Below are 16,827 nucleotides of genomic sequence, written 5' to 3'. Positions count from 1 at the left end.
CTTCTTCCGTGCCTGCCCGGTCAGGAACCCGGCACCGGGGGCGCCGGCGACTCGGGGGCACCAGCCGGAAGCTCCCGCCCCGAGTCATCCACCTCCACGACCTTGGCCCCCTCCGGGGGTGTCAGCTCGTAGAGCGTGAGGTCCGGCCGGCCGTTGAGTTTGATCTGCTGGTAGCGAAGCTGGAGCTTCGTCCCCGCCTGCTTCGCGATGAGCTCCACCTTGCCCGGGAAGATGAGGTTTCCCCGCTCGAGGAAGTCGTCGAAGGCCAGGTCATAGCCGGGGACGCCATGCACCTGGCTCTTCACCACGCGCAGATACTTTGGGTGAACCTGGAGCACCTGGCGGGCCGTCCCCCGGTGGAGGGTGAGCACGTAGACGCCCTCCTTCGTGTCCAGCTCCAGCGTCATGCGCTCCGGAGGGATGAGGGGCACCTGGCCCAGCATGATGGCCACCAGTTCCTCGCCCGGCAGGACCACGGGCAGGAAGCGCGACACATTCTGCGGGCTCGCCGGCCCCTGGTAGTACGTGTGCGTCTCCGTCTGGTACAGGCCGAAGCGCGTCCCGTCCGCGACGAGGGAGGCGAGGGGCCGGTTGAAGAAATCGAACGTCTCCAGGTGCAGGAGGGCCGGGCGGGTGACGGAAAGGAACATCCCGATGGTGCCGCTCTGCTGGGGAGACTCGACACGCAGCTTCGCGTCTCCCTCGAGGGAGACGACGTTGTCCTGGTTCTGCCGGACACGCTGATAGACGACCTCGGCGTCGGTGAGTTGCCCCTCCGGCCCGAACTCGATGCGCTTGGGGCAGGCCGAACAGAGCACTGCCAGGAAGATTGCGGCGGCTGCGCGGTTCATATCTCCTAGTCTGGGCCATGGCGCCCTGCCGGGTCACCCACCAATGAGCCTGAACGACATCCTGCATTACCTCCGCCTCGGCGGAGTCACCCTGGCCCTGCTGCTGCTGGCCTCCGTCGGCGCGCTCGTCGTGGCCGTCGAGCGCATCATCGCCCTCTGGGGGGTGAGCGAGCGCTCCCGCCTCCTGGGCGAGGCGGTCAGCAAGCACCTGCTTCGTGGCGACGTGCCAGCGGCCCGCACCGCCGCCGAGCGCTCCGACTCCGTCGCCGCCGACATCTTCCTCGCGGGGTTCGACCGGTGGGAGCGCACCCGCGGCTCAGGCGGCGCGGGCGTGGAGGCCGCCGTGGAGCGCGAGCGCGCCCAGGTGGGCCTCAAGCTGCGCCGCAACCTCTGGATTCTGGCCACCATCGGCTCGATTACACCCTTCGTGGGCCTGTTCGGCACCGTGGCCGGCATCATGCGCTCGTTCAAGGACCTGGGCCTGGACGTGGAGGCCGGCGGCACCGGCGGCACCGGCGCGGTGATGACGGGCATCTCCGAGGCCCTGGTCGCCACGGCGGTGGGCATCCTCGTCGCCGTGCAGGCCATGGTCTTCTACAACTACTTCCAGGCCCGCCTGTCGCGCGTGCTGGTGGAGCTGCGGCTGATGGGCGACGAGTTCGCGGAGCTGCTCAAGGAGCGCGCCTCGGGCCTTCCTCCCGAGCCCGCGCCCCGCGTCGATTCACAGCAGCCCCCCACCTCTCCGGCGCGCGTCGACACGCAGCCCGCCTAGTCCCAGGGAACCGAGCGCCATGGCCATGGGCAAGACACCGGGGTCCGGTGACGAAGGCGAAGAAGGTGTCTTCGCCGAAATCAACATCACCCCGCTCACCGACATCTTCCTCGTGCTGCTCATCATCTTCATGGTGACCAGCTCCGTCATCGTCCAGCAGGGGCCCGGAGGAGGCGCCAAGTCGGGCCTCAAGGTGAACCTGCCCAAGGGCGGCGCCGCGGACGTCACCGCGCGCACCACGGACATGTCCGTCGCGGTGCTCGCCGACGGCCGCTTCGTACTCGCCGGAAACGTCGTCAGCCAGGACGAACTCCAGAAGGCCTTCGACGCCGCCAAGGTGAAGGACCCGGACACCGTCGTCATCGTCCAGGCCGATGAGGGCGTCCCGCACGGCACCGTCGTCCAGGTGATGGAGCTGGCGAAGAAGGCGGGCCTGGGTCAGCTCGCCATCGGCGTGCGCGAGGGCGAGTAGCACCCTTCCCGTCACACGGCCGCCGCTGAAACACGAAGGCCACCTCGGGAGCGAATCCCCAGGTGGCCTCGGTGTTTCTGGAGGGCGCCCCTCTGTCAGGGCGCCCCGTCAGACGATGTCGCGACTCAGACGGACGCGAACGCGGCGTCGGTGATCTCCATCGGGGAGGTGTCCTCGAGGGCGATGAGGCGCGCGGCCTGCTCCACGTTGGGCAGCACATTGCGCGCGTAGTACAGGGCGCTGTACTTCTTGCCCTCGTAGAACGCGCGGTCCGGGTGGTCCGCCGACAGCGCGCCCTGCGCCTTGTCCGCGATGAGCGCCGCGTCCAGGAGCAGCCAGCCCACGGCGACCTCGGACATCATGTTGAGGAAGCGGTTGGCGGACAGCGGAATCAGCGGGAACTTGCCGCCGTCCTGCGACCAGCTGAACACCGTCATCGCGCTGGACATGAGGGCCTCCTGGGCGCTCGCCAGCAGCTTCACGGCCTCGCCGTAGACGGCGTGCTCGCGGTGCGCTTCCACGAAGGCGCCCACGTCACCCATGAACTGCTGGAAGTGCATGCCACCGGCCTGCCCCAGCTTGCGGCCCACCAGGTCCATGGCCTGGATGTGGTTGGTGCCCTCGTAGATGGAGAAGATCTTCGAGTCACGCGTGTACTGCTCCACCGGGTAGTCCTGGATGTAGCCGGCGCCGCCGTACACCTGGATGGCCTGCGCGCAGAGACGGAAGGACTGGTCGGAGCCGTAGGACTTCACCAGCGGGGTGAGCAGCTCCACCTGGCCCTTGTGGTAGGTGGCCGCCTCGTCGTCCTTGCCGGCCAGCTGCCGCGCCTTGTCCAGGTGCATGGCCAGCTTGATGATGAGCGCGCGGATGCCCTCCACGTGGGACTTGATGTCCAGCAGCATGCGGCGGACGTCCGGGTGCTCGATGATGGCGGCGCGCGGCGCGGTGGGGTCCTTCCACTTGGTGAAGTGGGAGCCCTGCTTGCGGTCCTTCGCGTAGTCCACCGCGTTGTAGTAGGCGGCCGACGCCAGCGCGACGCCCTGGATGCCGACGGCGATGCGCGCGCCGTTCATCATCTTGAACATCTGGCTCATGCCGACGTGCTCGACGGTGCCGACGAGTTCGCCCAGACAGCCGTCGCTCTCACCGAAGTTCAGCACACAGGTCGCCGAGCCGTTGATGCCCATCTTGTGCTCGATGGAGCCCACGGACACGTCGTTGGCCTGGCCAGAGCTGCCGTCCTTGTTGATGCGCAGCTTGGGGACGATGAACAGCGACAGGCCCTTGGTGCCCGGCGACGCGCCGTCGATGCGCGCCAGCACCAGGTGGATGACGTTCTGGGCCATGTCGTGGTCGCCGCCGGAGATGAAGATCTTCGTCCCGCGGATGTTGTACGTGCCGTCGGCGTTGCGCCGGGCGGTGGACTTCGCCGCGCCCACGTCGGAGCCGGCGTGCGGCTCGGTGAGGCACATGGTGCCACCCCACGTGCCGTTGAGCATGCGCTCCACGAACAGGTGCTGCTGCTCCTTCGTCCCGCACTCGGCGATGACTTCCGCCGCGCCGAACGACAGGCCCGGGTACATGTTGAAGGCCGTGTTGGCGCCCGATAGCAGCTCCTCCACCGTCACCTGCAGCATCATCGGCGCGCCCTGGCCACCGTGCTCCGGGCTCACCGCCACCGTCTTGAAGCCCTGCTCGTAGAGTTTCTTCCACGCGTCCTTGAAGCCCGTGGGCGTGAGCACCGAGCCGTTCTCCACCCGACAGCCCTCACGGTCTCCCACGGAGTTGAGGGGCCCGAGCACCTCGCGCGCGAAGCGGTACGTCTCGGACAACACCGCCTTGGCCTCATCCGGACCCCAGGCGTCGTACGGGGCCTGACCGGCCACCTGGCCGAAGCCGAACTGCTCGAACAAAGCGAAGAAAATCTCTCGAAGGTCGGTCTTGTAGGTGTTGATGCCGGCGGACATGGCCACTCCTGCGTGACGGCTCGCTGCCCGCCTTCGGATGGGAAGGCCTCGGGTCAGCGGCGCGAATGAGACACAGGAAGTGTGGCGGCGACTGATTTTTGAGTCAACCCTGAATGACACCCTGCGTTGAGGGGCAGCCCAGGCCGCCCCTCACCGCAGGCCATGAAACCGCTACTTCTTCGCCTTCTTGGGCGAGGGAAGCGTCGCCGTCTTGGCAGCGGGCTTCTCCCGGGGGACGGTCTTCTTGGACGAGGCGCCGGTGCGGCGCTCGTCCGACTCGTCGGCCTCCTCGTCGACGGCCGAGGCCTCGCTCGAGCCTCCGCCCGTGGACGTGGTGGGGGTGGCGGCCAGGCTCTCCCGGGGCACTTCGATGACGATGGGGGACTGGCCGGAGCGCTGCCGGTTCTCGTCCTCCAGGGAGTAGAAGAGCTGAATCTGCGCGCCGCCCTTCATCACCAGCTCACCGCGCTGGTTCTCCGCCCACAGGTCGATGTCCACGAAGTAACGGCCCGCGGTGCCGTGGCGGTTGCTCACCCGGCCCTTGCAGACGACGGTGTCACCCGGCCACACCATCTTGATGAAGCGCACGTTGTAGCGCCGCATCTGCCCGCCCCGGGCCCAGTCGCTGATGAGCTGGCCGAGCATGCCCATCACCAGCATGCCGGGGGCATACACGCTCGGCATGCCCACGCTCTTGGCGTAGAGCTCGTCGACGTGCACGGGGTTGTAGTCGCCAGAGGCGCCGGCGTACCGGGACAACTGGACACGGTCCACCGGGGCCTTGGCCAGCGCCGGCAGCTCGTCTCCGACGCGGATGGACTCGAAGTAGAGCTTGCGCGCGGGCATCACGGGGTCTCCTTGGAGGCGCGGACGACCAACGTCCGGCGGGCTCGGAACACCAGGTTGCCTTCCTCGTCGCGGCCTTCATCCTCGATGACCGCGATGTCCATCTTGCCGGACATGCCCTGTCGCTCGGAGACGTCCGCGACGCGGGTGGAGACGTAGATGCGGTCTCCGGCGAAGATGGGCCGCTCGTAGTCAAAGCCCTGTTCGGCGTGCAGCAGGCTCTTGATGCCCACGCCGAGCAGCTCCCTCAAGTCCGCGGCCGAATGGAAGGACGCGGGAAACGTGGGAGGCGCGATGATGGTGGGATATCCGGAGGCCCGAGCGTACTCCTCGTCGTAGTAGATCGGGTTGTAGTCTCCGATGGCCTCCGCGAAGCGGCGGATGGCACCCTTCTCCACTTCGTTGAGCGTCGGCGGCGAGGCACGGCCGATCGCATTCTTGTCCAGCATTATCCCTCTCCTGACTCTAACGTCCGGCCGGAAGCTCGAGCACCGTGAGGAGCCCTGCTTCGGCGGCCGTCAAGCGTGGCGCGGCATTCACCAGCGCATTCGCGGTGGCCCGGTCGCCTGCCACTCCCCCCGGGATTTCCAACACCAAACGAGGATCCGCATCGATTTCAATGCGGTCCTTCGGGTCGTCAGCCCCCACGGCGATGGTCAGCTCCAGTCGAACCCGCTCCTGCCCGTCCTCCAACCCGACCACCGACTGGAACATGCCCGCCACCCGTCCCTTCTTCACGGCGAACGCACCGCCCGAGATGTCTTCCTCGGCGAACACGGGGGCTACCTCTTCTTCGTAGTCATCACAATCCAACCCCAGGCCCAGTGCCGCGAGTGCCGCCGACTCCACCAGCCCCACGTGGCCGAGCTGCTCACCATCCACCAACTCGAAGAACTCTTCCTCGGTCAGACCGGCGCCGACCTTGCGCTGCAGGGCCTCCCGGCGGGTGCGAGCGTCCACCACCCGCGTCACCGTCGCGCGCCGCACCGGGCCGCACACCTGCCCCGCCGTGGCCACCAGTCTGTCCAGAACGAAACCCGGGTTGACGCCCGCGCCGACGATGGAGACCTCGGCGCGCTGAGCGGCGCGGTCCAGCTTGTCCGCCAGCTCCGGGTACTTCAGGTACGGGAAGGCGAGCTCCTCACAGGTGCTCGCGATGGGCAGGCCCAGCTTCAGCGCCGCCAGCAATTGGTCCATCACCGCCGGCAGTCGGGAGCCCGTGGCATGCAGCAGCACCGCGCCCTTGCGGCGGCCCACGGCCTTCTCCAGCGAGTCCATCACCTTGACGCGCGGCGCGGGCCCGCCCAGCACGTCTCCCAACGGACGACCGACCAGGGAGGAGTGGGTATCCACGGCCCCAATCAATTCCACTTCCGGGCAGGACAGGGCAGCTCTGGCAATCTCCTGCCCGATGAATCCCAGCCCCATCACCACCACCGGCACCGGCCCTGCTGGGGCTCTAGCCATCGGAGATTGCTCCAGGATTCCAAGGGGTTAGCGTTGAAACGCAGCCTTGCCGCGCACCATAAATCACACCTTGGCGAGCAGGCAAGCATGACTTGGTTCTACCACTCTTGCACAAAGGAAGAACCTCCAAGGATTTCCGGGGCTTGCAGGCGCAAAACCTGCGGGGGGGCCCTGTTTGGGTGCAAGGCAAGGCGTGTATAACGAAAGACAGGCCCGCGACCTCCCGGAGACCTCCAACATGGACCGCATCCTCGTGGTGGATGACGACGTGCTCATCCTCGCCGCGCTCTCCCGGATCCTCCAGACGGAAGGCTATGACGTCGTCACCTACAGCGACCCGGCCCTGGCCGCGCGCGAGGTGGGCTTCAGCGTCGTGCTGACGGACTTCATGATGCCGTACCTCAACGGCATCGAGCTGCTGGGCGTGCTCCGGGAGAAGAACCCGAAGGCCGTGCGCCTGATGCTGACGGCGGCGGCGGACTTCCGCACCGCGTCCGAGGCCGTCAATCGGGGCGAGGTGTTCCGGCTGCTCGGCAAGCCCTGGTCGCTCAGCGAGCTGACGAGCAGCGTGCGGCAGGCCGTGGAGCACTACCGGCTGGTGGAGGCCAACGAGCGGCTGACGCGCGAGGTGGCGGACAAGAACGCGGAGCTGGTCGCCATCAACCAGGACCTGGAGCGTCGGGTGGTGGAGCGCACCACGGGCCTCCTGGATGGTCTCATCAGCGCGCTGGACTACCGCGACACGGAGACGCAGTGGCACTCGCGTCGCGTGGCGCTCTACTCGCGCCGGCTGGCGGAGGAGGTGGGGCTGGCGGGGGCCGCGCTGGACGTGGTGGAGCAGGGAGCGCTGCTGCACGACATCGGCAAGATTGGCGTGCGCGACTCCATCCTGCTCAAGCCCGGGCCGCTGACGCCGGACGAATGGGTGGAGATGCGCAAGCACCCGGAGTTCGGCTACCGGATGATGGGCAAGATGCCCTACCTGCACGAGGCGGCGCTCATCGTCCTCCAGCACCAGGAGCGCTGGGACGGCAAGGGCTACCCGCAGCAGCTCGCCGGCGAGGACATCTGCATCGGCGCGCGCATCTTCTGCATCGCCGACACCGTGGACGCGATTACGTCGGACCGCCCCTATCGCAAGGGCCGGCCCATGAGCGTGGCCCGGGACGAGATTCGCCGCTGCTCGGGCACGCAGTTCGACCCGAACCTCGCGGACGCCTTCCTGCGCATTCCGGAGACGGAGTGGCAGCGCATCCGCAACCAGGTGGAGGCGCTGGAGGAGGAAGAGAGCCAGCGCTGGCGAAGCCACCCGCTGGGCCCCCAGGCACCGCTGACGCGCGCCAGCGGCGCCTGAAGTCACCTCACGGGGTCAGCGTCACCGCGCTGACCTCGCGGATGACGTCGCCCTCCAGCAGCGCATCCACCACGTCCAGACCCGACACCACCTCACCGAAGGCCGTGTAGCGGCCATCCAGGTGCGGCTGCGGCGCGTGCGTGAAGAAGAACTGGCTGCCTCCGGTGTCCTTGCCAGACAGCGCCATGCCGAGCACCCCGCGCAGATACGGCCGCCGGGTCATCTCGCAGCGGATGGAGTCGCCCGGGCCGCCCTCCCCGTCCCCACGCGGGTCTCCGCCCTGCGCGACGAAGTCCGGCACCACGCGGTGGAAGGTGATGCCGTTGAAGTAGCCCTTGCGCGCCAGGGCAAACAGGTTGCCTGAGGTGAGCGGCGCCTCGTCGGCGTCGAGCCGCACGGTGATGTCGCCCTTGTCCGTGCGCAACACGAGCGCGGCGTCCCTGGGCGCGGGCTCCGGGCGGAAGGAGTAGGGAGGAAGCTCCACGCGCTCGGAGCGCACGGGCTGGCCGGTGAGCTGGGTGAGGGCCTCTGCGGCCACTCGGCGCACGTTGGCGTGCGGCAGCGTCAACCACTGCTTCATGCGCGCCTCGGTGCCCGGAATCTGGAGCGCGACGAGCGCACCGCCCACGGGGTCCGCGAGGTCCGGCTCGGAGGGCACGCGGTCGGCCAGCGCTTCCAGGTCCGGATGGGCCCCTGGAGCCTTCAGCTTGCCCAGCGTCGCTGCCGCCGCGCCGGCCACCACCAGGTCCTCGCTCCGCAGAAGCGAGCCCACCGCCGTCGCCGTCCGGAGCACCGGGCGCTCCGCGAGGACCTCCATCGCCGTGAGCCGCACGCGCGCCGACGGGTGGCGCAGGTAGCCCACCGCGAAGTCGGCGGGCGTCTTCTTCGGGGAGAGCGCGGCCTCACGCAGGCCCAGGGCCAGTCGGCGCTCGTCGGACACCTGGCCGAAGCCACAGTTCATCGTGTCCGCCACCATGCCGCGCTGACGGTCCAACGCCGCCGCCAGCCGGCAGTCGAGCCAGCCCAGGTCCGCGCGAGCCACCTCCGACGCCGCGCCTCGCTCCGCGTCCGCCAGCGCCAGCCGGAGCGACACGAGCAACGGCGCGCCGAACTCCGGCAGCCCCTGCTGCGCCAGGGCCAGCAGCGGATGTCCATCCGCGGAACGCGCCAGCGTCTCCACGCGCGGCGCCGCGCCCGTGGGCATCGGCGTCTCCATGCCCCGCGCCACGCGCTTCGCCCGGGGCGTCAGGGCCTCCAGTGCCTCCAGCGGCGCGCACGGCCCACCACACGTGGCCGCGAGCTTCGCGAGCGAACGCGCCGCCTCCGAGGCCACGCGAGGCACTGTGTCGTCCAGCAACCGGCCCAGCACCACCGCGTCCTCCGGGCCGCCCACATCGCCGAAGGCCTTCACACACAGGCCACGCACGTCCGCGTCCGCATCCGACAGACACGCGCGCAGCGTCGGCAGGCTCTCCGCGCGCTTCGCCGTGGCCAGGAGATACGCGCCGCCATACCGGGCCGCCACCGGCCGCCCTGCCGCCATCAACGCCTGCGCGGAAGCCAGGGGCACGTCCTTCACCACCACGGCACCTCCACGTCGCGCCGCCACGCCCAGCGACAGCGCCGCCCGCCCGGCCGTCTCGACGTCGTCGCCCTGGAGCCGCTGGACGAGGCGCGCCAGCGTGTCCGTCGTCGCCAGACGCCCCAGCGAGTCGAGCTGGGCGGCACGCACCGCTGCGTCGCGCTCCTCCTCCTCGGCCACCAGCAACGGCGTCGCCAGGCTCGCCCGCTCGGCCTCCGTGAGCGGCTCCCAGGAGAGCGCCAGCTCGCCCACCGCGAAGGCGGCCTCACCTCGCACCAGGGCTTCGGAGTCCTTCAGTCCGGCGACCACGGCGCCCAACGTGGCCACATCCTGGATGCGGGCCAACGCGCGCAGGGCCCGCGCCCGCACGCGAGGATCCGGAGCGCCCGTGACGAGCGCCACCAGCTGTCCGTCGCCCAGTGAGCGCCGGTCTTCCCAGTCCCGGATTCGAGCCATCACCTCCGCGTCGGGCGGGTCCACATCAGGGCCCGGCACGGAGCGGACACACCCGGAGACGAGGACGAGGAGGACCAGACAGACGCTTGGGAGTCGGACGGGGCTCGGGCGGCTCATGCGCTGGGGCCTAGGCCAATTCCCCGCGAAAATCCAGGGGTTAGGCCGCATGCCGTTTGACACACCCGGCCCCGGGCTCCGAAGATGGGTGTTCGCATCTCTCAGCAGGAGCGCTGGTCCTGAACTGCCCTGGCTGCGGCTCGAAGGTAGCCGCGAACGCATCCATCTGTTCTGTTTGCGATTACATCATCGACACCTCGTTCCTCTCCGCGGAGCCGCCTTCCGACAACGACGAGGAATCCACGGGCGCGAGCGAAGACCCTCGCCCCGCCCCGAAGGCCGCGCCCGCCAGGCCCCGACCGGCCAAGTCCGGTGCCAGGCCCCCGGCGCCGGCCAGCGGGGACGCCACCAACGTCAAGAGCGTGCAGGACATCGCTCGCGGTGCACCTCAGCGTCCCAGCCGTCCCGCGCCCGCGAAGAGCGCCGCGCCGAACACGGCTCCGCGCCGCGCCGCGCCTGCACCCGCACCGGCCTCGTCTGGAGCGGACCCGTGGGCGAGAGGGGGCCGGGACGACGACGAGAACAACGGCAGCGCCATCGTCGACCCCGACGAACTGATGCAGGACGCCAGGGATTTGATGGGCGCGATGGGCGCCGGCGACAAGATCGCCTTCTATGGCGCCGGACTGGTCGTCCTCTCGTGCTTCACGCCGTGGAAGGAGACGGCGGCGGACGGTGACGCCCTGGGGCTGATGAGCACGGGCTTCGGCGCGTTCCTGCTCGCGCTGATGGTGATGGTGGCCATCGGCGTCCGGGTGCGCAGCGCGTTCCCCAACCTCAACCCCGTGGTGCCGTGGATGGCGCAGCTGTTCACCACGTTCCTGTGCCTCATCTGGTGCATCGTCTTCATCAAGGTGTCCTCGGACACGACGCTCGTGCCCACGCCCATCGGCAACGCGGAGATGATGAACTCGTCGCCCAGCTTCGGCGTCTTCATTGGCCTCTTGGGCTCGGTGGCCGCGCTCATCGGCGCGTTCCTCGGACTCAAGAGCAAGAACGACTGACGACACGGCGCGCGCGCCACGAAAGTGGTGCCGCGCGACTCGACGGCGGTCTACCGTTCCCCGCCACCATGTCCGACGCCACTCCCCTCGCCCGACTCACCGCCGCGCTCGCCGGCACCATCTTCGGCCAGCCCCGCGTGCTCGCCGACCTGGTGACCGCCTTCCTGGCGCGAGGCCACGTCCTGCTGGAGGGCGTGCCCGGCGTGGCGAAGACGCTCACCGCGCGCAGCATGGCCGGAGCGCTGGGGCTGCTCTTCACCCGCATCCAGTTCACGCCCGACCTGATGCCGGCGGACATCCTCGGCACCAACATCTTCCAGCCGCAGGACAACGCCTTCCGCCTGGTGAAGGGCCCCATCTTCACGGAGGTGCTCGTCGCGGACGAAATCAACCGCACCCCGCCCAAGGCCCAGGCCGCGCTGCTGGAGGCCATGGAGGAACGCCAGGTCACCATCGACGGCGTCACCCACCCACTGCCGCCCCACTTCTTCGTCGTCGCCACGCAGAACCCGCTGGAACTGGAGGGCACCTATCCATTGCCCGAGGCCCAGCTCGACCGCTTCCTGATGCGCATTCGCGTGGGCTATCCGGACTCCGACTCCGAGACGACCATGCTGCGCGCCTTCCACCAGCGCGAGGGACGGCCGCCCTCCGTGGACCGCGTGCTGGACGCGCCCACGCTCGCGGAACTGCAGGCCCGCGCGGCCCGCGTCACCTGCGACGAGTCCATCCTCCAATACGTGGTCGCCGTGGTGCGGGACACGCGTGCGAATCCCCGCGTGCGCCTGGGCGCGAGCCCCCGAGCCGCACAGGCGCTCCTCGCCGCGTCCAAGGCCCGCGCGGCGCTGATGGGCAATGACTTCGTCACCCCCGACGACGTGAAGGGCGCGGCGGGCAGCGTGCTCAACCACCGCCTGCTCCTCAAGGCCGAGGCCGAGGTGGAAGGCGTCACCGCGGACGACGTGTTGAAGCAGACACTCGAGCGGGTCCGGGTCCCTCGGTGAGCCTGGGCCGTCCCGTCCCCACCGGCCTCGCTGTCGCACTGCTCGCGGTGGGGCTCGTCCCGGCCGCGCTGACGGTGGCCAGCCCCGTGTTCGGCTGGCTGGCACTGGCCCTGGACGTGGCAGTGCTCGCGCTGTGCACCGTGGACTTCCTCCGCGCGCCCCGCGGCGACGACGTGAAGGTGTCACGCGAGGTGGAGCCCATCCTCTCCTCGGGAACTCGCAACGCCGTGCACCTCGACTTCGAGCGACTCGACGCGGGCACTACACCGCTGCGCCTGGAAGTCCGCGACGAGCCTCCCGACGTCGTCGCCAGCACCGGCCACCGCCAGTCCCTCCAGGTGCCAGCCCGGAGTGCCACGCCACACGCGCGCTCACGGCTGACGTACTTCGTCACCCCTCCTTCCCGAGGGGATGCGCGCTTCGGAGACCTCCACCTGCGGCTGCTCGGTCCGCTGGGGCTGTGCGCCCGACAGGTGCGGCTGCCCGCGACGCGGACGGTGAAAATCTATCCGGACCTCACCGCGCTCTCGAGCGAGGCCCTCGCCCTGGCCCGCTCCTCGGACGCGCCCTCGGAACGGACCCTGCGCCGCCGCTCGGCCGAGGGGCGCGAGTTCGAATCCCTGCGCGAGTACCGCCCCGGCGACGACTACCGGCACATCGACTGGAAGGCGTCCGCGCGCCACGCCAACACCCTGGTGCGCACGTGGCAGCCGGAGCGGCACCAGCCCATGCTGCTCTTGCTCGACTGCGGGCGGCACATGGCGGGCAAGGTGCACGGCCGTCGCAAGCTGGACCACGCGGTGGACGCGGCGCTCCGACTGGCGCGGGTGGGCCTGGACGCGGGCGACGTGGTGGGCGTCATGGCCTTCGCCAGCGACGTGCTCACCTTCCTCCCACCGCGCAAGGGTCACGAACACCTGCGCCTCATCACCGAGTCGCTCTACCGCGCCGAGGCCGCGCTGGAAGAGAGCGACTACGGGCGCGCCTACGACTTCGCGTTCGCCCGGCAGACGCGGCGCACCCTCGTCGTCCTCTTCACGGACCTGGTGGACCCGGACGCATCCGCGGGGCTGCTCACCCGCACGCTGGCCTTGCGCCCCCGACACCTCCCCGTCGTCGCCTCGCTGCTGGACGAGGACATGCGCGACGCGGCCACCGACGTGCCCGTGGAAGCCCAGGACGCGTACTCGCGACAGGCCGCCACGCGGCTGGAGTCGGAGTTCCGCCGCACCGCCAGCACCCTGCGCGACGCGGGGGCCCTGGTGGTCCGCGCACCGGCCCAGGGTTTCGGTGCGGCCGCGCTCAACGTGTACCTGGACGTCAAGTCTCGCGGGCTGTTGTAGGCCTCGCGAAGATGTCCAGCGGAAAGTTCGCGCGACACTCATTAATCGAGTACGCGCGCGTCGCTCGCGAAGAAGCATGCCAATCGCGCGGAGGCCTAGAATTCGGCCTCGGAGACGACCCCCTTTACAGCGGAGCCTCCGTCAACAAAATGGCCCGTCTCTCTCGCCCGCTGTGTCGGTGGGCGCCCCGAAACAACACGGATGGAGACAGTCTTGGCGGAGGTCGCAAGGGGTTTGAGGTTGGAGGTGGAGGCAGACGCGGCGGCCATCGCCGCCCGCGCGGAGGCCACGGAGCCGCCCGCCCGGACGACGCTGACCCCCTTCCACGAGCGCCTGCTGGCGGAAGAGTTGCTGGCGCGCAGTGGTGATACGCAACAGCGGTTGGCGGGAGCCCTGTCCGAGGCGAAGGTCGACCTCAACCCGCATCAGGTCGAAGGCGCCATGTTCGCGCTCGACTCGCTGTCGCGCGGCGGCTGCATGCTGGGCGACGAGGTGGGCCTGGGGAAGACCATTGAAGCGGGGCTCGTCATCGCCCAGCTCATGGCCGAGGGGAAGACGCGCATCCTCATCCTCGCGCCGGCCACGCTGCGCGCGCAGTGGAACAGCGAGCTGCGAGAGAAGTTCGACCTGGACAGCGTGCTCGTGGACGGCCGCACCGTGCGCGCCACCGGCAACTGCTTCGACCAGCCCTTCCCCGTCATCTGCTCGCACCCGTTCGCGGCCAACAAGGCGCACCTGACGTCGGAAATCGCGTGGGACCTCGTCGTCATCGACGAAGCCCACCGCCTGCGCAACGCGCACCGCGCCAACAACAAGATGGGCCAGGCGCTCAAGGCGTCCCTGGGCGGCAAGCCCAAGCTGCTGCTCACCGCCACCCCGCTCCAGAACGACTTGATGGAGCTGTTCGGCCTGATGTCGCTGCTGGACGAGCAGATTCTGGGCCCCGAGCACGCCTTCCGCAGCCGCTACCGCGTGGACGAGGGCGGCGGCATGTCCGAGGCCGCCGCGGGCGAGCTGAAGGAGCGGCTGGCCCCCGTGGTGCAACGCACGCTGCGCCGGCAGGTGCGCGAGTACGTGCGCTACACCAACCGCCGCTCCATCGTGGAGGATTTCACGCCCTCGCCCGAGGAGCATGACCTCTACGAGAAGGTCAGCGAGTACCTCCAGCGCTCGGAGGCCGCGGCGATTGAACCCGGCAAGAAGACGCTGCTGACGCTGTGCTACCGCAAGCTCCTGGCGTCCTCCACGTACGCCATCGCCCCGACGCTGCGGCGGCTGTCGGACAACCTGGAGAAGCGACTCGCGGCGGCGAAGCTGGGCCAGCAGGCGCTCGCGATGTTCGAGCCCGAGGAGGCCAAGCAGTTCGTCGAGGAGGGCGAGGAGTGGTCCGACGACCCGGCCAAGGCGCCCAACGTGCGCGCCCTGGAGCAGGAGGTCTGGGAGCTTCGGCAGTACGCGGACTTGGCGGACTCCATCAAGGTCAACGCCAAGGGCGAGGCCCTCAAGCGGGGCCTGGACCGCACCTTCACGGTGATGCGCGCGCACGGCTGGCCAGAGAAGGCGCTCATCTTCACCGAGTCCAAGCGCACGCAGCAGTACCTCTTCAACCTCCTGTCGGAGCACGGGTACCGGGGGAAGATTTCGCTGCTGTCCGGTGACGCCGGCACGCCGGAGGACCGGCGCGCGCTGGTGGACGACTTCCGCAACAAGACGCAGATCCTCATCTGCACCGAGGCCGGCGCCGAGGGCCTCAACCTCCAGTTCTGCAACCTGGTGGTGAACTACGATTTGCCCTGGAACCCGCAGCGCGTGGAGCAGCGAATCGGCCGCTGCCACCGGTATGGCCAGCAGCGCGACGTGCTGGTCATCAACTTCCTCAACCGGATGAACGCGGCGGACGCTCGACTGTTCGAGTTGCTGGAGAAGAAGCTCAACCTCTTCGACGGCGTCTTCGGCGCGTCGGACGAAATCCTGGGCGCGCTGGAGAGCGGCGTGGACTTCGAGCGCCGCGTGCTCGACATCTACCAGGGCTGCCGCAAGGTGGAGGACATCAACGCGGCCTTCGACAAGCTGCGCTCGGAGATGGAGGGGCGCATCAGCCAGCGCATGACGGAGATGCGCTCGGTGGTGCTGGAGCGCTTCGACGGCGATGTCCGCCGACGCCTGCGCGGCCAGGGTGAGCAGACAAAGGAAGCCCTCGCGAAGCGACAGCAGGAGGCGCGCGCCCTCACCAGCTCGGTGCTTGGCAGCCGCACCTCGGGACGGCTGGAGATCGCCAAGGCCGCCTACGCCGTCAAGGAGCGCAAGCAGGACGCCGTCAGCTACCTCCAGCTCGACGCCGCGGGCCTGCCCTCACGCCTGGCGCGACTGGCTGGCAGCGAGGGCTGGTGGTTCGCGTACAAGTTCGAGACGACGGGACTGAAGCCCGAGGAGAAGCTCGTCCACCTGGTGCTGGTGAAGGACCGCGAGGGCAACTTCCGCGCCCTGCCCCTCCAGGACGGCGCGCACTTCGTGAAGCTGGCGGCGAAGGAAGAAAAGCGCCGGCAGCCCGCGCCCGTGTCCGTGCAACTCATGCAGGAGCAGTCGCTGGTGACGGCGAAGGACGAAATCGTCCGCGCCGCCGAGCGCCGCAATGCCTTGGAGCTGGACAAGGCCAAGGAGCGCGCGGACCGCTACGTCGAGGACTGCCTGATGGAGTCCCGTGAGGGCGTCGAGGCGGCCCGGCAGCAGTGGATCGACGCACGCAAGCAGGTGGCGTCCGTGGAAGACATCGCGGAGCGCGCGAAGGCGCGGGCGAACTCGGACCGGATGGAGCGCGAGTACCGTCGCAAGCTGTCCTCGCTGCGCAACGAGGAGGAGAAGCGCTACGCCGCCAAGGACCGGCAGCTCGCGGAGCTCGCCAACAAGGCCAAGGTGAACGAGAAGCGCTCGCTCATCGCCTCCGCCTACTTCTGGCTGTCCTGAGGCGGGAGCGGCTTGAGCCGCACCCACGTCGCACCCCAGCCTCCGTCGAACTCGGAGGCGGGGCGGAAGGACTCCACCTCCTCCAGCTTGGGCAGCAGCGCGTGCACCGTGCGCCGCAGCGCGCCCGTGCCCTTGCCGTGGATGACGCGCACATCGAGCAACCCCTTCTGGCGACACGCCCAGAGGTACTCGATGACGAGGGGCTTCACTTCACGAGGCTGGAAGAAGTGCAGGTCGAGGTTGCCGTCGATGGGCAACTCGAAGACCTCATCGTCAGCGGGCGGGGGTTCCGGCCCCTCCGGCGGGAGCGATGGCTCGCCTGCTGGGAGAGGGTGGAGACGTCGCGGGCTCATTCGTCCATTCCCCCGACTCGCGCTTCTTGCGCTCTGACTCCTGACGCCGCCGCTCTCGGGCCTGCCGGTACTGCTCCGACACCGAGTCCAGCTCCTGCTTCAGCGCGGAGAGGTGCTTGCCCACATCGTCCGCCGCCGCCGTGTCGCGCGCGTCCGCACGCTCCTCGCGCGCACCCGCGCCTCCGGCTGTCGTCATTTGAACCACCAGTGCGGCGACCAGGACGGACTTCATGCCCCCTCAAGTAAGCAAGTGTTGTGCACGGTGGCAAGTC

At 69.3% G+C, this 16,827-nt stretch carries 15 protein-coding genes; 7 read left to right on the top strand and 8 right to left on the bottom strand.

All coding sequences use genetic code 11. The annotated features are described in order from the left end of the window. Nucleotides 1-20 precede the first annotated feature (20 nt). The gene (locus tag HUA75_RS07330) at nt 21-851 is read right to left on the bottom strand and encodes a DUF4292 domain-containing protein (protein WP_174455855.1); all 831 of its coding nucleotides are present in this window, start codon (nt 849-851) and stop codon (nt 21-23) included. A gap of 43 nt (nt 852-894) precedes the next feature. Between HUA75_RS07330 and HUA75_RS07325 the strand changes: the two genes are divergently transcribed. Both HUA75_RS07325 and HUA75_RS07320 read left to right on the top strand, forming a co-directional pair. Further along, nucleotides 895-1,623 carry a MotA/TolQ/ExbB proton channel family protein gene (locus HUA75_RS07325; protein WP_141643262.1) on the top strand — a complete coding sequence of 243 codons (729 nt, stop codon included), beginning with the start codon at nt 895-897 and terminating at the stop codon, nt 1,621-1,623. Between the two features lie 19 nt (nt 1,624-1,642). Then, nucleotides 1,643-2,095: a biopolymer transporter ExbD gene (locus HUA75_RS07320; RefSeq protein ID WP_141643261.1), complete on the top strand. Its 453-nt coding sequence runs from the start codon at nt 1,643-1,645 to the stop codon at nt 2,093-2,095. A 125-nt stretch (nt 2,096-2,220) separates the two neighbouring features. Here the strand turns inward: HUA75_RS07320 and HUA75_RS07315 are convergent, their stop codons facing one another. The 4 genes from HUA75_RS07315 to HUA75_RS07300 all read right to left on the bottom strand — a co-directional run bounded on the left by HUA75_RS07315 (nt 2,221) and on the right by HUA75_RS07300 (nt 6,378). Next, nucleotides 2,221-4,065 (bottom strand): acyl-CoA dehydrogenase, encoded by a 1,845-nt coding sequence (locus HUA75_RS07315; RefSeq protein WP_141643260.1) that lies wholly within the window; start codon nt 4,063-4,065, stop codon nt 2,221-2,223. A gap of 171 nt (nt 4,066-4,236) precedes the next feature. After that, the gene (locus HUA75_RS07310; RefSeq protein WP_141643259.1) at nt 4,237-4,911 is read right to left on the bottom strand and encodes a MaoC family dehydratase; all 675 of its coding nucleotides are present in this window, start codon (nt 4,909-4,911) and stop codon (nt 4,237-4,239) included. After that, nucleotides 4,911-5,360 (bottom strand): MaoC family dehydratase N-terminal domain-containing protein, encoded by a 450-nt coding sequence (locus tag HUA75_RS07305; protein ID WP_141643258.1) that lies wholly within the window; start codon nt 5,358-5,360, stop codon nt 4,911-4,913. Before HUA75_RS07305 ends, HUA75_RS07310 begins: the two co-directional genes overlap by 1 nt. A gap of 16 nt (nt 5,361-5,376) precedes the next feature. Continuing rightward, nucleotides 5,377-6,378, bottom strand: a complete 1,002-nt coding sequence (locus HUA75_RS07300) for a dihydrodipicolinate reductase (RefSeq protein ID WP_141643257.1) — start codon at nt 6,376-6,378, stop codon at nt 5,377-5,379. A gap of 238 nt (nt 6,379-6,616) precedes the next feature. On the opposite strand from HUA75_RS07300, the gene HUA75_RS07295 reads away from it, so the two are divergent. Continuing rightward, nucleotides 6,617-7,732, top strand: a complete 1,116-nt coding sequence (locus HUA75_RS07295) for an HD domain-containing phosphohydrolase (protein ID WP_141643256.1) — start codon at nt 6,617-6,619, stop codon at nt 7,730-7,732. A gap of 7 nt (nt 7,733-7,739) precedes the next feature. On the opposite strand, the gene HUA75_RS07290 is transcribed toward HUA75_RS07295, so the two are convergent. Further along, the gene (locus HUA75_RS07290) at nt 7,740-9,809 is read right to left on the bottom strand and encodes a peptidylprolyl isomerase (protein ID WP_371746071.1); all 2,070 of its coding nucleotides are present in this window, start codon (nt 9,807-9,809) and stop codon (nt 7,740-7,742) included. A gap of 440 nt (nt 9,810-10,249) precedes the next feature. On the opposite strand from HUA75_RS07290, the gene HUA75_RS07285 reads away from it, so the two are divergent. From HUA75_RS07285 to HUA75_RS07270, 4 genes are all read left to right on the top strand, one after another. Then, nucleotides 10,250-10,891 carry a hypothetical protein gene (locus HUA75_RS07285; protein WP_246137221.1) on the top strand — a complete coding sequence of 214 codons (642 nt, stop codon included), beginning with the start codon at nt 10,250-10,252 and terminating at the stop codon, nt 10,889-10,891. Between the two features lie 68 nt (nt 10,892-10,959). After that, the gene (locus HUA75_RS07280) at nt 10,960-11,895 is read left to right on the top strand and encodes a MoxR family ATPase (RefSeq protein WP_141643253.1); all 936 of its coding nucleotides are present in this window, start codon (nt 10,960-10,962) and stop codon (nt 11,893-11,895) included. Further along, complete coding sequence (locus tag HUA75_RS07275; protein WP_174485945.1) at nt 11,892-13,238, top strand: DUF58 domain-containing protein; 1,347 nt, start codon at nt 11,892-11,894, stop codon at nt 13,236-13,238. Before HUA75_RS07280 ends, HUA75_RS07275 begins: the two co-directional genes overlap by 4 nt. 201 nt (nt 13,239-13,439) lie before the next feature. Beyond that, entirely contained in the window at nt 13,440-16,202 is a 2,763-nt protein-coding gene (locus tag HUA75_RS07270; RefSeq protein ID WP_141643251.1) for an SNF2-related protein, read from the top strand. Here the strand turns inward: HUA75_RS07270 and HUA75_RS07265 are convergent. Then, nucleotides 16,184-16,555: a Smr/MutS family protein gene (locus tag HUA75_RS07265; protein WP_174485944.1), complete on the bottom strand. Its 372-nt coding sequence runs from the start codon at nt 16,553-16,555 to the stop codon at nt 16,184-16,186. The genes HUA75_RS07270 and HUA75_RS07265 overlap by 19 nt on opposite strands. After that, on the bottom strand, nt 16,476-16,787 hold the full coding sequence (locus tag HUA75_RS07260; RefSeq protein WP_174485943.1) for a hypothetical protein: 312 nt from the start codon (nt 16,785-16,787) through the stop codon (nt 16,476-16,478). Before HUA75_RS07260 ends, HUA75_RS07265 begins: the two co-directional genes overlap by 80 nt. Nucleotides 16,788-16,827 lie beyond the last annotated feature (40 nt).

The organism is Myxococcus sp. CA040A (assembly GCF_013336725.1).
Taxonomy (GTDB): Bacteria; Myxococcota; Myxococcia; order Myxococcales; family Myxococcaceae; genus Myxococcus; species Myxococcus llanfairpwllgwyngyllgogerychwyrndrobwllllantysiliogogogochensis.
The sequence above is the reverse complement of the archived record's forward strand: the minus strand, read 5'-3'. Positions and strand labels throughout refer to the sequence as shown.